Origin of the sequence: Streptomyces sp. NPDC046870 (assembly GCF_040704595.1) — a bacterium.
In the GTDB taxonomy this organism is placed as follows: Bacteria; Actinomycetota; Actinomycetes; order Streptomycetales; family Streptomycetaceae; genus Streptomyces; species Streptomyces argyrophylli.
In genome coordinates this window covers 25416-40938 of record NZ_JBEYXM010000023.1, presented here as the reverse complement: position 1 = coordinate 40938, position 15523 = coordinate 25416, and the positions used below count along the sequence as shown (strand labels likewise).

Annotated in this window: 9 protein-coding genes; 8 read left to right on the top strand and 1 reads right to left on the bottom strand. The window is 72.5% G+C overall.

Translation table 11 applies throughout. From position 1 onward, the window contains the following. The first annotated feature begins 133 nt into the window (after positions 1–133). From gltB to AB0946_RS33065, 4 genes are all read left to right on the top strand, one after another. Positions 134–4732 carry a glutamate synthase large subunit gene (gene gltB, locus AB0946_RS33080; protein ID WP_366764454.1) on the top strand — a complete coding sequence of 1533 codons (4599 nt, stop codon included), beginning with the start codon at positions 134–136 and terminating at the stop codon, positions 4730–4732. After that, positions 4725–6188, top strand: a complete 1464-nt coding sequence (locus AB0946_RS33075; protein WP_366764372.1) for a glutamate synthase subunit beta — start codon at positions 4725–4727, stop codon at positions 6186–6188. The genes gltB and AB0946_RS33075 overlap by 8 nt, the downstream gene beginning before the upstream one ends. A 162-nt stretch (positions 6189–6350) precedes the next feature. Next, a complete protein-coding gene (locus AB0946_RS33070) occupies positions 6351–7103 on the top strand; it encodes a VWA domain-containing protein (protein ID WP_366764371.1) in 753 nt (250 codons plus the stop codon). A 98-nt stretch (positions 7104–7201) separates the two neighbouring features. Then, positions 7202–7744 (top strand): hypothetical protein, encoded by a 543-nt coding sequence (locus AB0946_RS33065; RefSeq protein ID WP_366764370.1) that lies wholly within the window; start codon positions 7202–7204, stop codon positions 7742–7744. A 33-nt stretch (positions 7745–7777) separates the two neighbouring features. On the opposite strand, the gene AB0946_RS33060 is transcribed toward AB0946_RS33065, so the two are convergent. Continuing rightward, a complete protein-coding gene (locus tag AB0946_RS33060; RefSeq protein WP_366764369.1) occupies positions 7778–8659 on the bottom strand; it encodes a hypothetical protein in 882 nt (293 codons plus the stop codon). Between the two features lie 503 nt (positions 8660–9162). Between AB0946_RS33060 and AB0946_RS33055 the strand changes: the two genes are divergently transcribed. The 4 genes from AB0946_RS33055 to AB0946_RS33040 all read left to right on the top strand — a co-directional run bounded on the left by AB0946_RS33055 (position 9163) and on the right by AB0946_RS33040 (position 15504). Beyond that, entirely contained in the window at positions 9163–9513 is a 351-nt protein-coding gene (locus AB0946_RS33055) for a chorismate mutase (protein ID WP_366764368.1), read from the top strand. 126 nt (positions 9514–9639) lie between these two features. Continuing rightward, positions 9640–12132, top strand: coding sequence for an aminopeptidase N (pepN, locus tag AB0946_RS33050; RefSeq protein ID WP_366764367.1), 2493 nt, complete (start codon positions 9640–9642; stop codon positions 12130–12132). 580 nt (positions 12133–12712) lie between these two features. Further along, complete coding sequence (locus AB0946_RS33045; RefSeq protein ID WP_366764366.1) at positions 12713–14095, top strand: aminotransferase class V-fold PLP-dependent enzyme; 1383 nt, start codon at positions 12713–12715, stop codon at positions 14093–14095. Further along, complete coding sequence (locus AB0946_RS33040; RefSeq protein WP_366764364.1) at positions 14092–15504, top strand: SidA/IucD/PvdA family monooxygenase; 1413 nt, start codon at positions 14092–14094, stop codon at positions 15502–15504. The genes AB0946_RS33045 and AB0946_RS33040 overlap by 4 nt, the downstream gene beginning before the upstream one ends. The last annotated feature ends 19 nt before the right edge of the window (positions 15505–15523 follow it).

The following is a 15523-nucleotide window of genomic DNA, read 5'->3' as shown; positions in this document are numbered from 1 at the left end:
GTGTTTCCGGTTCCCGAGAACCGCTCCATCATGTAACCTGCACGAAATTTTGATCTCATCGCAGATCAACGCAGAGGGCCAACGTCGTCCCTCGGCACCTGCCACATGCCACATGACGACGACGGGAGAGCCGATGCGTACGCCGCGCCAGCCGTCCCAGCACTCCGCGAATGGCCAGAACTGGTCGTTCATGGATGCTCGCCCTGCTGCGCAGGGTATGTACGACCCCCGCAACGAACACGACGCGTGCGGCGTCGGTTTCGTCGCCACCCTCACCGGCGAGGCGTCCCACACCCTGGTCGAGCAGGCCCTCACCGTCCTGCGCAACCTGGAGCACCGTGGTGCCACCGGTTCCGAGCCCGACTCCGGCGACGGCGCGGGCATCCTCTCGCAGGTGCCGGACGCCTTCCTCCGCGAAGTGGCCGGTTTCGACCTTCCCGCGGCCGGCTCCTATGCCGTAGGCATCGCCTTCCTGCCGGAGGACGGGACCGAGGACGCCGTCTCACGCATCGAGACGATCGCCGCCGAAGAGGGGCTGACCGTCCTCGGCTGGCGCGAGGTCCCGGTCGCCCCCGAACTGCTGGGCGCCACCGCCCGCTCCACCATGCCGGTCTTCCGGCAGGTCTTCGTCACCGAGGGCGCCAGCGAGGGCATCGCGCTGGACCGCAAGGCGTTCGTGCTGCGCAAGCGCGCCGAGCGCGAGGCCGGGGTCTACTTCCCGTCCCTGTCCGCCCGGACGATCGTCTACAAGGGCATGCTGACCACCGGCCAGCTGGAGCCCTTCTTCCCGGACCTGTCCGACCGCCGCTTCGCCTCCGCGATCGCGCTCGTGCACTCCCGGTTCTCCACCAACACCTTCCCGTCGTGGCCGCTCGCGCACCCGTACCGCTTCGTCGCGCACAACGGTGAGATCAACACCGTCAAGGGCAACCGCAACTGGATGCGCGCCCGCGAGTCCCAGCTCGTCTCCAGCCTGTTCGGTTCCGACGAGAAGAACATCGAGCGGATCTTCCCGGTCTGTACCCCGGACGCCTCCGACTCCGCCTCCTTCGACGAGGTCCTGGAGCTGCTGCACCTGGGCGGCCGTTCGCTGCCGCACTCCGTGCTGATGATGATCCCGGAGGCGTGGGAGAACCACGACTCCATGGACCCGGCCCGGCGTGCCTTCTACCAGTTCCACTCCACGATGATGGAGCCCTGGGACGGCCCCGCCTGCGTCACCTTCACCGACGGCACCCAGGTCGGCGCCGTGCTCGACCGCAACGGCCTGCGTCCCGGCCGCTACTGGGTCACCGACGACGGCCTCGTCGTCCTCGGCTCCGAGGTCGGCGTCCTCGACATCGACCCGGCCAGGGTCGTCCGCAAGGGCCGCCTCCAGCCCGGCAGGATGTTCCTCGTCGACACCGCCGAGCACCGCATCATCGAGGACGACGAGATCAAGGCGTCCCTCGCCGCGGAGAAGCCGTACGCCGAGTGGCTGGAGGCCGGCGAGATCGAGCTCTCCGACCTGCCCGAGCGCGAGCACATCGTGCACACGCACGCCTCCGTCACCCGCCGCCAGCAGACCTTCGGCTACACCGAGGAGGAGCTGCGCGTCATCCTGGCGCCGATGGCCAAGGCCGGTGCCGAGCCCATCGGCTCGATGGGTACGGACTCGCCGATCGCGGCCCTGTCCGAGCGCCCGCGGCTGCTCTTCGACTACTTCACCCAGCTGTTCGCGCAGGTCACCAACCCGCCGCTGGACGCGATCCGCGAGGAGCTGGTCACCTCCCTGCGCTCGTCGCTGGGCCCGCAGGGCAACCTGCTGGAGCCGACCGCCGCCTCCTGCCGGTCCGTCGTGCTGCCCTTCCCGGTCATCGACAACGACGAGCTGGCCAAGCTCATCCACATCAACGCCGACGGCGACATGCCCGGCTTCAAGGCCGCCACGCTGTCCGGTCTGTACCGGGTCTCCGGCGGCGGTGAGGCCCTCGCCGCCCGCATCGAGGAGATCTGCGCCGAGGCCGACGCGGCGATCGGGAACGGCGCCCGCCTGATCGTCCTGTCCGACCGGCACTCCGACGCCGAGCACGCGCCGATCCCGTCGCTGCTGCTCACCGCGGCCGTCCACCACCACCTCATCCGCACCAAGCAGCGCACCCAGGTGGGTCTGCTGGTCGAGGCCGGCGACGTCCGCGAGGTCCACCACGTCGCCCTGCTCATCGGCTACGGCGCCGCCGCCGTCAACCCGTACCTGGCGATGGAGTCGGTGGAGGACCTGCTGCGCGCGGGCACCTTCATCAACGGCATCGAGCCCGAGAAGGCCATCCGCAACCTGATCTACGCCCTCGGCAAGGGCGTCCTGAAGGTCATGTCCAAGATGGGCATCTCCACCGTCGCCTCCTACCGCGGCGCCCAGGTCTTCGAGGCCGTCGGCCTGGACGAGACCTTCGTGGAGAAGTACTTCAACGGCACCGCCACCAAGATCGGCGGCGTCGGCATCGACGTCATCGCCCAGGAGGTCGCCGCCCGCCACGCCAAGGCCTACCCGGCCTCCGGCATCGCCCCGGCGCACCGCGCGCTGGAGATCGGCGGCGAGTACCAGTGGCGCCGCGAGGGCGAGCCGCACCTGTTCGACCCGGAGACGGTCTTCCGCCTCCAGCACTCCACGCGCACCGGCCGGTACGACATCTTCAAGAAGTACACCGGACGGGTGAACGAGCAGTCCGAGCGCCTGATGACGCTGCGCGGCCTGTTCGGCTTCAAGTCCGGCCGGCAGCCGATCCCCCTCGACGAGGTCGAGCCGGCGAGCGAGATCGTCAAGCGGTTCTCGACGGGCGCGATGTCGTACGGCTCCATCTCCAAGGAGGCGCACGAGACCCTCGCCATCGCCATGAACCAGCTGGGCGGCAAGTCCAACACCGGTGAGGGCGGCGAGGACCCGGAGCGCCTGTACGACCCGGCGCGCCGCTCGGCGATCAAGCAGGTCGCCTCCGGCCGCTTCGGCGTGACCTCCGAGTACCTGGTCAACGCGGACGACATCCAGATCAAGATGGCCCAGGGCGCCAAGCCCGGCGAGGGCGGCCAGCTGCCCGGCCACAAGGTCTACCCGTGGGTCGCCAAGACCCGGCACTCGACGCCGGGCGTCGGCCTGATCTCGCCGCCGCCGCACCACGACATCTACTCCATCGAGGACCTGGCCCAGCTGATCCACGACCTGAAGAACGCGAACCCGCAGGCGCGGATCCACGTGAAGCTGGTCTCCGAGGTCGGCGTCGGCACGGTCGCGGCCGGTGTGTCCAAGGCGCACGCGGACGTCGTGCTCATCTCCGGTCACGACGGCGGCACGGGTGCCTCCCCGCTGACCTCGCTGAAGCACGCGGGCGGCCCCTGGGAGCTCGGCCTCGCCGAGACCCAGCAGACCCTGCTGCTCAACGGCCTGCGCGACCGCATCGTCGTGCAGACCGACGGCCAGCTGAAGACCGGCCGTGACGTGGTCATCGCCGCCCTGCTGGGCGCCGAGGAGTTCGGTTTCGCGACCGCGCCGCTCGTCGTCTCCGGCTGCGTGATGATGCGCGTCTGCCACCTGGACACCTGCCCGGTCGGCATCGCCACCCAGAACCCGACGCTGCGCGACCGCTTCGCCGGCAAGGCCGAGTACGTGGTGAACTTCTTCCAGTTCATCGCGGAGGAGGTCCGCGAGCTCCTCGCCGAGCTGGGCTTCCGCTCCATCGAGGAGGCCGTCGGCCACGCCGAGGTGCTCGACGTCGAGCGCGCGGTCGACCACTGGAAGGCGCAGGGCCTGGACCTGGAGCCGCTGTTCCACGTGCCGGACCTGCCCGAGGGCGCGGCCCGCCACCAGCTGGTCGCCCAGGACCACGGCCTGGAGAAGGCCCTGGACAACGAGCTGATCAAGCTCGCCGCCGACGCGCTCGGCGCTTCGGACGCCACCGAGGCACAGCCGGTGCGCGCCCAGGTCGCCATCCGCAACATCAACCGCACGGTCGGCACCATGCTCGGCCACGAGGTGACGAAGAAGTTCGGTGGCGCGGGCCTGCCCGACGACACCATCGACATCACCTTCACGGGCTCGGCCGGCCAGTCCTTCGGCGCCTTCCTGCCGCGCGGTGTCACGCTCCGCCTGGAGGGCGACGCCAACGACTACGTCGGCAAGGGCCTCTCCGGCGGCCGGATCGTCGTCCGCCCGGACCGGGCCGCCGACCACCTCGCCGAGTACTCGACCATCGCGGGCAACACCATCGCCTACGGCGCCACCGGCGGCGAGCTGTTCCTGCGCGGCCGCACCGGTGAGCGGTTCTGCGTCCGCAACTCCGGCGCGCTGGTCGTCTCGGAGGGCGTGGGCGACCACGGCTGCGAGTACATGACCGGCGGTCACGCGGTCGTCCTCGGCCCGACCGGCCGCAACTTCGCGGCGGGCATGTCCGGCGGCATCGCCTACGTCGTCGACCTCGACCGCGACAACGTCAACGCCGGCAACGCCGGCTCCGTCGAGGCGCTGGACGACACCGACAAGCAGTGGCTGCACGACGTGGTGCGCCGCCACGCCGAGGAGACCGGCTCGACGGTCGCCGAGAAGCTGCTCGCCGACTGGGACACGGCCGTGGAGCGGTTCAGCAAGATCATCCCCAGCACGTACAAGGCAGTGCTCGCCGCCAAGGACGCCGCCGAGCGAGCCGGTCTCACCGAGACCGAGATCACCGAGAAGATGATGGAGGCGGCGATCAATGGCTGACCCGAAGGGCTTCCTGAAGCACGGCCGTGAGGTCGCCAAGACCCGTCCCGTCGAAGAGCGCAAGAAGGACTGGAACGAGGTCTACGTCCCCGGCTCCCTGCTGCCGATCATCAGCAAGCAGGCCGGCCGGTGCATGGACTGCGGCATCCCCTTCTGTCACAACGGCTGTCCGCTGGGGAACCTGATCCCCGAGTGGAACGACTACGCCTACCGCGAGGACTGGGCCGCCGCCCAGGAGCGGCTGCACGCGACCAACAACTTCCCGGAGTTCACCGGTCGCCTGTGCCCCGCACCCTGCGAGTCGGCGTGCGTGCTGGGCATCAACCAGCCGCCGGTCACCATCAAGAACGTCGAGGTCTCGATCATCGACAAGGCGTGGGAGACCGGGGACGTCGCCCCGCAGATCCCCGAGCGCCTGTCCGGCAAGACGGTCGCGGTCGTCGGCTCCGGCCCCGCGGGCCTCGCCGCCGCCCAGCAGCTGACCCGGGCCGGCCACACGGTCGCCGTCTACGAGCGCGCGGACCGCGTCGGAGGCCTCCTGCGGTACGGCATCCCCGAGTTCAAGATGGAGAAGCGGCACATCAACCGCCGTATCGAGCAGATGCGCGCGGAGGGCACCCGCTTCCGCACCGGTGTGGAGATCGGCCGCGACATCAACGCCCGCGACCTGAGGAAGCGGTACGACGCGGTCGTCCTGGCCGTCGGCGCCACGACCGCCCGTGACCTGCCGGTGCCCGGCCGCGAGCTCAAGGGCGTCTACCAGGCCATGGAGTACCTGCCGCTGGCCAACAAGGTCCAGGAGGGCGACTACGTCGCCCCGCCGGTCTCGGCCGAGGGCAAGCACGTCGTCGTCATCGGCGGCGGCGACACCGGCGCGGACTGCGTGGGCACCGCCCACCGGCAGGGCGCGGCCTCCGTCACCCAGCTGGAGATCATGCCCCGCCCGAACGACGAGCGGCACCCGACCAACCAGCCCTGGCCGACCTTCCCGATGCTCTACAAGGTCACCAGCGCGCACGAGGAGGGCGGCGAGCGGGTCTACTCCGTGTCCACCACCCACTTCGAGGGCGACGAGGACGGCAACGTGCAGTGGCTGCACCTCACCGAGGTGGAGTTCATCGACGGCAGGCTCACCCCGAAGCCGGGCACCGAGCGCAAGATCCCGGCCCAGCTGGTGACCCTCGCCATGGGCTTCACCGGCACCGACCGGGAGAACGGCCTGGTGGAGCAGTTCGGCCTGGACCTCGACGAACGCGGTAACATCGCCCGCGACGCCGACTTCCAGACCAACGTGCCGGGTGTGTTCGTCGCCGGTGACGCCGGCCGCGGCCAGTCCCTCATCGTGTGGGCGATCGCGGAGGGCCGCTCGGCCGCCCGCGGAGTCGACCGCTTCCTGACCGGAGCCAGCGACCTGCCGGCCCCGATCCGCCCGACGGACCGCGCCCTGGCGGTCTGACGCGCACACAACGGACCTGAGGTCCCGCACAGACGTCCCGTACAAAGGCGTACGGAACATGAACGGCGCCTGCCCGCCTGTCCCCGACCGGACGACTGGGCAGGCGTCGTCGCATGTCGCCGTACGGGTACGCTCGGGCGCCGGAACAGCCGAGGGGGGACCATGGCCGCGATCAGTCTGCGCAAGGTGGAGGAGACCGCGCCCGCGCTGGTCGGCGCCTACCGGTCGGCGGGGGTGTCGCTGCGCAAGCACGGCCTGGACGGGCAGCGGGCCGCCGTCTACCTCGTCGTCGACCACTCGGGCTCGATGCGGCCGTACTACCGGGACGGCAGTGTGCAGGCGCTCGCCGAGCGGGTGCTGGGCCTGTCCGCGCACCTGGACGACGACGGCCGCGTGCCCGTCGTGTTCTTCTCCACGGACGTCGACGCGGTCACCGACATCACCCTCGCCGGACACGAGGGCCGGATCGAGCGGATCGTGGCCGGACTCGGCCACATGGGCAGGACCAGCTACCACCTGGCGATGGACGCCGTCATCGACCACTACCTGGACAGCGGCGCCACCGCCCCCGCCCTCGTCGTCTTCCAGACCGACGGCGGCCCGATCAGCAAGCCCGCCGCCGAACGCTACCTCTGCAAGGCCGCGCGGCTCCCGCTGTTCTGGCAGTTCGTCGGCTTCGGCGACCCGGACAGCCGGCAGTTCGACTTCCTGCGCGAGCTGGACGAACTGGCGGTGCCCGGCAAGCGGATCGTGGACAACGCCGGCTTCTTCCACGCCGGCCGGGAGCCGCGCCGGGTCTCCGACGCCGAACTGTACGACCGTCTCGTCGGCGGCTTCCCCGGGTGGCTCGCGGCCGCACGCGCGGCGGGCGTCGTACGGCACGTGACCCCGAGCCGGTCCGCCACCGCCTCCTAGAGCCCGTCCCCGCGAGCACCGGGTCCCGGCACTCCCCGGGCGTCCCCCACGCGGGTTCCGCACGTGCCTTGCGCAAAGTGCACGGGCGGCGGAGCCGGGTGGCGCGGTCCGCGGTGTGGCTGCAGGGCGGCGAGGGGTACACCCCGCTCCAGGCCGGGGTGGTCACCGTCGCGTTCTCGGCCGGCGGGTTCCTGACCGCGCCCGTCGCGGACGGGCTGGCCGTCAGGTACGGGCGGCTGGTGCTCGGCGCCGGGGCGCTGCTGATGGCCGGCGGGTTCGGCTGGGTGTGGGCCGCGGCCGGCGACGCGCCGGCGGTGCACGCGGGCGCGTGGCCGCTGGTCCCGGGACTGCTGCTCGCCGGGGCCGGGCTGGGACTCCTGGTGGTGCCGTTGGTGAACGTGGTCCTGTCGGCCGTGCCGGGGGAGCTGGCCGGGGGAGCGTCCGGGATCTTCTCCACGGCCCAGCAGTTCGGGGGCGCGCTGGGCGCGGCCGTGATCGGCACGGTGTTCTTCGGGGCCGTGGGGCAGGGGCTCCAGGGTGCGCTCACCGGCGCGATGCCATGGGTCGTGGGGGTGTTCGTGGTGTGCGGGGCGCTGTGCGCGGCGCTCCCGCGGCGGGCGGTACCCGAGCACGAGGGCTAACCCCGCGAGCCGGCATGATCCGAACGAGAGGCCCTAGGTGTCGCACTCCAGCACCGTCCGGCACAACCCGCACCGCGCCCGTACCCGACCCCGCACCGGCACCCTGATCCGCTGGTGGCAGGTCGGGCACGGGAAGGTCACCCCGAGGTGGCCGCCGCTGTCGGGGGTGAAGGCGTACGGGGCGGCCGGCGGGGCACCCGAGGCGTGCCGGCGGTCGTGGGCGTAACGGCGGCGGCCCGCCCACCCGGCCCCGGTCAACGGCGGCTGCTGCTCGTCCTGCCGGGCCCGGGCCATCCCCTTGACGTAGGCGGTGTAGGCCTGCGGACTGGTGAACCACACCGAGGGGTCCTCCCGGAACAGCAGGGCCCGCTTGGCCAGGACGTAACCGAACTCCTCCGGGGTGAGATAACCGAGCTTCTGCGACGAGACCGCGTCCTCCCGGTAGGCGTCCAGCAGTAGCCAGCCCGCGCCCAGATAGGTCGTCGCCGTGTCCGTGAGGATCTCGTTCTCCGCCGTCGTGGGGAAGGCGAGACCCAGACGGTGCAGGTAGACGTGCGCCACCTCGTGGGCGAGCGCGGCACCGATGTCCCCGCGGTGGGTGCGGAACCGGTCGTTCAGCTCGACGAAGTACTCGGGGCCCGCCGCGAGTTCGACGTTCGCCGCGTGGGTCATCTCCCGGAAGCCGACGATCAGCCGCGCGTCCGGCAGCCGGAAGTGCCGCACGATCTCCCGGGCCACGCGCTGCGCGCCCAGATGCAGGTCGTCGGTGTCGCAGAAGGCCACGTCGGCCGGGGCCACGCTGGCCGAGAACGTCTCGATGGTGTCGCGGGACAGGCGCCGGTACAGCGCGGTGACGGCGGCCCGCACCGTCTCCAGGTGCGGGTAGCCGTGCTGGACCGGACCGCCGTTCGCCACGTCGGCACCCCCTGAAGCCGCCGGAACTCCCTACCACTGTAGGCGGGACGGCAGCACGGGAAGCACGCCGTCGGACGGCCGCCGTACGGTCGCCACCCGGATGGCAGGCGGGAGCGGCCCGGTGGGCGTTCGGCGCACGGACGGCAGCCGGGAAGGGGCCCCGCCAGTGGCCGTCAGCCGGGCAGCACGCCCGAAGCGTCCCGGCGGGTGGCCGGCCACCGGGACAGCAGGGAAGGGCCCCGCTCGGCGGCCGTACCCCCGCCGGCAGGCGGAAGCAGCGCGCTCGGTGCCGCCACACCGGCTCCCGCCGCGGGCCCGGTCCGGACGGTGCGCCGCCGTCCGGATCCGGCAGCCAGACCTCCTCCGCGCCCTCCGCGGCACCGGCCCGGGCACGTCCAGCGACCGCTGCGGGCCCACCGCCCGGCAACGCCCCGGGACGCCGGTGATCCACTCTCCGGACACCCCATGGGTCCCGGCCCCCGAAACGCATAGGGTGAACCCCCATGACCACCAGCAACACCGGCACCGGTGCCGGCGACCCCCAGGTCCGCCAGGAACTGGAGCGGCTGCGCGACAGCATCGACAACATCGACGCGGCCGTCGTCCACATGCTCGCCGAGCGCTTCAAGTGCACCCAGCAGGTCGGCCGGCTCAAGGCGCTGCACCAGCTGCCCCCCGCTGACCCGGCCCGCGAGGCCCGGCAGATCGAACGGCTGCGCCGCCTCGCCGAGAACGCGAAACTCGACCCGGCCTTCGCCGAGAAGTTCCTCAACTTCATCATCGCCGAGGTGATCCGGCACCACGAACGCATCGCCGAGGACACCCACAACGGACAGCCGGCGCACGACAACTGAACACGGCCCCGGCCGGGACACCCGGAGGGGCCGACCGGGTGAGGGACCACGGGGCGCGCAGGGGACAAAAGCCGTGTACCGATCCGCCCCTGTGCGCTGTCGGCCCCATCAGGCAGCATGGCCTGCATGTCCGTACTCACGCGCGACGAAGCGCAGCTCCGAGCACAGTTCCTCGACGTCCACCGGTACACCGTCGAACTCGATCTCACGACCGGTGACGAGACCTTCGCATCGCGTACCGCGATCCGCTTCACGGCGCGGTCCGACGGGGACACGTTCGTCGAGCTGAAGCCCGCCGAGCTGCGCGGCGTCACGCTCGACGGACAGCCCCTCGACCCCGAGTCCCTGAGCGAGGACCGGCTGCCGCTGAAGAACCTCACCGCCGGCGAGCACGAGCTGCGCGTCGACGCGGTCATGCGCTACTCCCGCACCGGCGAGGGCATGCACCGCTTCACCGACCCCAGCGACGGCGAGACCTACGTCTACACCCAGATGTTCATGGACGACGTCCAGCGCATCTTCGCCGCCTTCGACCAGCCCGACCTGAAGGCCGTCTTCGAGGTCTCCGTCAAGGCACCCCAAGGCTGGAGCGTCCTCGCCAACGGCGTCACCGAACACCGCGGCGACGGCCTCTGGCAGGCCGCGCCCACCCCCCTGATCTCCACCTACCTCGTCGCCGTCGCCGCCGGCCCCTGGCACTCCGTGCGCACCGAACACCGCGGACTGCCCTTCGGCCTCCACTGCCGCCGCTCCCTCGCGCCCCACCTCGACACCGACGCCGACGAGATCCTCGACATCACGCGCGCCTGCTTCGACCGCTACCACGAGAAGTTCGAGGAGCCCTACCCCTTCGACTCCTACGACCAGGCGTTCGTCCCCGAATTCAACGCCGGCGCCATGGAGAACCCGGGCCTGGTCACCTTCCGCGACGAATTCGTCTACCGCTCCGCTGTCACCGACACCGAGCGGCAGACCCGCGCCATGGTCATCGCCCACGAGATGGCCCACATGTGGTTCGGCGACCTCGTCACCCTCAAGTGGTGGGACGACATCTGGCTGAACGAGTCCTTCGCCGAGTACATGGGCTACCAGACCACCGCCGAGGCCACCCGCTTCACCGACCCCTGGACCGAGTTCGGCGTCACCCGCAAGTCCTGGGGCTACGACGCCGACCAGCGCCCCACCACCCACCCGGTCGCCCCCGAGAACGTCGACGACACGGCCTCCGCCCTGCTCAACTTCGACGGCATCTCCTACGCCAAGGGCGCCTCCGCGCTGCGCCAGCTGGCCGCCTGGCTCGGCGAGAAGGACTTCCTCGCCGGCATCAACACCCACTTCACCCGGCACAAGTTCGGCAACGCCACCCTCGCCGACTTCATCGACTCCCTCGCCTCCGCCACCGACCGCGACGTGCACGCCTGGGCCGACAGCTGGCTGCGCACCACCGGCGTCGACACCCTCACCCCGCGGATCGCCCCCACCGGCGGCACCTGCGCGCTGACCGCCGACCGCACGGGCAACCGCCCGCACCGCCTCAGCGCCGGCCTGTACGACCACGACGTCGCCGAGGAGGGCCGGCTGCTGCTGCGCGAGCGCATCGACCTCGACGTCCCGCAGACCGCGCCGCAGCCCATCGGCAAGCGCCCCGCACTCGTCCTCCTCAACGACGGCGACCTCACCTACGCCAAGATCCGCTTCGACACCGCCTCCTTCGACACCCTCCGCACCAGCCTGTCCGGCCTGCCCGACCCGCTCACCCGCGCGGTCGTCTGGAACGCCCTCAGGGACGCCGTCCGCGACGGCGAACTCGCGCCCGCCGCCTACCTGGAGACCGCCCGCGCCCACCTGCCCCGCGAGACCGACCTGGCCGTCGCCGAGGGCGTCCTCGCCTTCGCCGCCGGCCAGCTCGCCGACCAGTACCTGACACCCCAGGACCGCCCGGCCGCCCTGGCCACCCTCACCTCGCTCTGCCGCGACCTGCTGCGGCGCACCGAGGACGGCGACCACCCCGGCCTGCGGCTGATCGCCGTACGGCACCTGATCGACGTCGCCGCCCACCCGGAGACCATCGCCGCCTGGCTCGCCGACGGCACGGTCCCCGGCGGACCGGAACTCGACCCCGAACTGCGCTGGCGCATCCTCGCCCGGCTCGCCGTGCTCGGCGCCACCGACGAGGACGCCATCGCCGCCGAGCTGGCCCGCGACCCGAGCGCCACCGGCCAGGAAGGCGCCGCCCGCTGCCGCGCCGCCCTGCCCGAACCGGAGGCCAAACGCGCCGCCTGGGAGGCGATGTTCGCCGGCGACGACCTGTCCAACTACCTCTTCACGGCCACCGCCCGGGGCTTCTGGCAACCCGAACAGGCCGAACTGGTACGGGAGTACGTGCCGCGCTTCTACACGGACGCGGTCGCCGTCGCCGCCCGCCGCGGCCCCGCCATCGCCGTCGCCGCCGGCCGCTGGTGCTTCCCGGCCCACGCCGTCGACACGGAGAACGTCCGCCTCGGCGAGGCCTGCCTGCGCGACGCCGACCTCACCCCGGCCCTGCGCCGCACCCTCGCCGACCGCCTGGACGACCTGTCCCGCGCCCTGAGGGTGCGCGGCGAGGACCGGGCGGAGTAGCAGCCGGCCGGCCCGGACCGGCACAGCTCCGACGCCCCGGGACGGCCGGTCCCCGCCGACGACGCGGGGACCGGCCGCCGTCCCCTGGCCCGGACGGCCGGGGACCGGCGAAGCCCGCGCGGGCGGCGCCGCGTTCGACGGTGACCGGCGCGGCCGGCTGCCCGAGCCGGCTCACGGGGCGCGGTCCGTCCCACCGCCCCAGACGGTCACCCGCGCGGGCCGGTCGCCGCCGGCGCGGCCGGCCGGTGCGCGGCGCCTTCGTGGCGCTGTCCCTCCGGGGTGCCGGGGCTGTTCCTCTGCGGCGGCCCGGAGCCGTTCCCGCCCGTGCCGCCGCACCGGAACCCCGGCCCGCACCTGTGCCCGGGAACGCCGGACCACGCCGCCGGCCACCGGGCGCCGGCCCGAGGAGCCCGGCCCGCCAACCCCTCGCAGGGGCACGGCAGTACACACTTTCGGGTTCCGTTCGCCCGGCTTCCGGGACACAAGGCCCCCTTCCGGTACAAGCTGGAACTCCACCCACACGCCGGAAGCCCCGGGCCCCGGATGCCCGCCGGACGTTCCCCTGCCCGGAGGAGAACCCATGAGCGCAGGAGAGCCCACGAGCCTGCCGCCCCTCGCCTCCGGCCCCACCGGCCCCGCCGCCCTGCGGCCCCTCCTCGACACCGTGCTCGACGCCCTCGCCGCCGGCCACGACGAACGCGGCGGACCGCTGCCCGCCGGCGGACCCGACGCCGTCGCCACCCGCGTCGCCGACGCCCTCGGCGACGTCCTGCCCGACACCGGCGACCCGGACGCCCTGCGCACCCTCGTGCACGCGCTCGCCGCGGGCTCCGCCGACCCCGCCGACCCGCTGTGCGCGGCCCACCTGCACTGCCCGCCGCTCGCCGTGGCCACCGCCGCCGACCTCGCCGCCAGCGCCCTCAACCCCTCCCTGGACTCCTGGGACCAGGCCCCGGCCGCCTCCGCCCTCGAAGCCGTCGTCACCCGCACCCTCGCCCGCACGGCCGGACTCGCCGACGCCCTCGTCACCACCGGCGGCACCGAGTCCAACCAGCTCGCCCTGCTGCTCGCCCGCGAAGCACACGGCGGCGTACGCCTCGTGTGCGGCGCGAACGCCCACCACTCGCTGCCCCGCGCCGCCTGGCTGCTCGGCCTGCCCGACCCCGTCGTCATCCCCGCACCGGGCGGCACCCTCGACCCGGCCGCCCTCCACGAAGCCCTCACCGCGCTCCCCGGCCCCCTGCTCGTCGCCGCCACCGCCGGCACCACCGACGCCGGCCTCATCGACCCGCTGCCCGAGATCGCCGGCCTGTGCACCGCCCACGGCGCCCGGCTGCACATCGACGCGGCCTACGGCGGCGGCCTGCTCTTCAGCGACCGCCACCGCGACAGACTCGCCGGACTCGAAGCCGCCCACACCGTCACCCTCGACCTGCACAAACTCGGCTGGCAACCGGTCGCCGCCGGACTCCTCGCCGTCGCCCGCCCCCACGAACTCACCGCACTCCACCAGCGCGCCGACTACCTCAACGCCGACGACGACACCGACGCCGGACTCCCCGACCTCCTCGGCCGCTCCCCGCGCACCAGCCGCCGCCCCGACATCCTGAAGATCGCCGTCACCCTCAAGGCACTGGGCCGCAGCGGACTCGGCGCCCTGGCCGACCAGGTCTGCGCCCGGGCCCGCGAGTTCGCCGCACTGATCCGCGAACACCCCGGCTTCGAACTCTACGACCGCCCCGTCATCAGCACCGTCCTGTTCCGTCCCGCCGGCGCCGACGACGACACCGTGGCCACCGTACGCCGACGCCTGCTCCACGAGGGCCGGGCCGTCCTCGGCCGCGCCCGGCTCGACGGCCGGCTCTGGCTCAAGGCCACCGTCCTCAACCCCCACACCCGGCCGGACGACCTCACCCACCTGCTCAAACTCGTCGAACTCGCCGAAAGAAGCCTCTCCGGATGACCCACCCCCCACGCCCCGAACCCACCACCCCACGCGACCTGGTCGGCGTCGGCATCGGCCCCAGCAACCTCTCCCTCGCCGCGCTCGCCCAACCGCTCGCCGAACTCGACGCCGTCTTCTACGAACAGCGCCCCGACTTCCACTGGCACCCCGGCCTGCTCGTCGACGGCGCCACCGTCCAGGTCCCGTTCCTTGCCGACCTGGTCACCCTCGCCGACCCCACCAGCCCCTGGAGCTTCCTCAACTACCTCAAGACCCGCGAACGGCTCTTCCCCTTCTACTTCTCCGAGCACCTCCACATCCAGCGCGCCGAGTACGACGCCTACGGCCGCTGGGTCGCCGGGCAGCTGCCCGGCCTGCGCTTCCGCCACCAGGTCGACGGCGTCCGCTGGAACCCCGAACAGGACGCGTTCGAAGTCGACTTCACCCAGCTCGACGCCGACGGCGAGGCCGAGGCCCTCGGCCGCACCTACGCCCGCAACGTCGTCCTCGGCATCGGCACCGCCCCCTACGTGCCCGACCCCCTCAAGCCCCTGGTGGACGCGCCCGGCGTGCCCGTCGTCCACGCCGCCGACTACCTCGAACACCGCGACGGCATCCTCGCCGCCGGACACGTCACCGTCGTCGGCTCCGGGCAGTCCGGCGCCGAGGTCTTCCTGGACCTGCTCCGGCACCGCCCCGCCGGCCAGGAGAAACTGCACTGGATCGGCCGTACCGAGGCGTTCGCGCCCATGGAGTACTCCAAGCTCGGCCTGGAACACTTCACACCCGACTACACGCGCTACTTCCACGCCCTCGCCGAGCCCGTCCGCGACCGGCTGGTCGCCGCCCAGTGGCAGCTGTACAAGGCCGTCGACGCCGGCACCCTCGCCGCCATCCACGACGAGCTGTACCGGCGCACCCTGCACGGCGGCTGGCCCGACGCCGTCCTCACCCCCGGCGTCCGCGTCCGCACCGCCGGCCGGATGGCCACCAGCAAGATCGAGCTGCATCTGGAGCACCTCCAGCAGGACAGCCGCTCCCGCCTCACCACCGACGCCGTCGTCCTCGCCACCGGCTACCGCGAACGCCCCCTCGACCGCATCCTTGCCGGACTCGACCCCTACATCCGCCGCGACAGCGGCGAACGCCCGCGCGTCGACGAGGAGTACCGCCTCGTGCTCGACCCCTCGGTCACCGGCTCGGTCTACGTCCAGAACGCCGAACTGCACACACACGGCGTCGGCGCCCCCGACCTCGGCCTCGCCGCCTGGCGCAGCGCCACCATCCTCAACTCGCTCACCGGGAAGGAGCCGTACCCGCTGCCGGCCCGGACCGCCTTCACCTCCTTCGGACTCCAGGAGCCGGCGGCCCGGGTGCCGCAGGGCAGGCAACCACAGCGGCTCACCCCGCTCGTCCAGGACAGGTGAACACCGCCCCGGGAGGGTG

Bases quoted from the DNA above. Each gene is read 5' to 3' on its own strand.
- AB0946_RS33075 (WP_366764372.1), top strand. From the start codon at position 4,725: ATGGCTGACCCGAAGGGCTTCCTGAAGCACGGCCGTGAGGTCGCCAAG.
- pepN (WP_366764367.1), top strand. From the start codon at position 9,640: ATGTCCGTACTCACGCGCGACGAAGCGCAGCTCCGAGCACAGTTCCTC.
- AB0946_RS33045 (WP_366764366.1), top strand. From the start codon at position 12,713: ATGAGCGCAGGAGAGCCCACGAGCCTGCCGCCCCTCGCCTCCGGCCCC.
- AB0946_RS33055 (WP_366764368.1), top strand. From the start codon at position 9,163: ATGACCACCAGCAACACCGGCACCGGTGCCGGCGACCCCCAGGTCCGC.
- AB0946_RS33040 (WP_366764364.1), top strand. From the start codon at position 14,092: ATGACCCACCCCCCACGCCCCGAACCCACCACCCCACGCGACCTGGTC.
- gltB (WP_366764454.1), top strand. From the start codon at position 134: ATGCGTACGCCGCGCCAGCCGTCCCAGCACTCCGCGAATGGCCAGAAC.
- AB0946_RS33070 (WP_366764371.1), top strand. From the start codon at position 6,351: ATGGCCGCGATCAGTCTGCGCAAGGTGGAGGAGACCGCGCCCGCGCTG.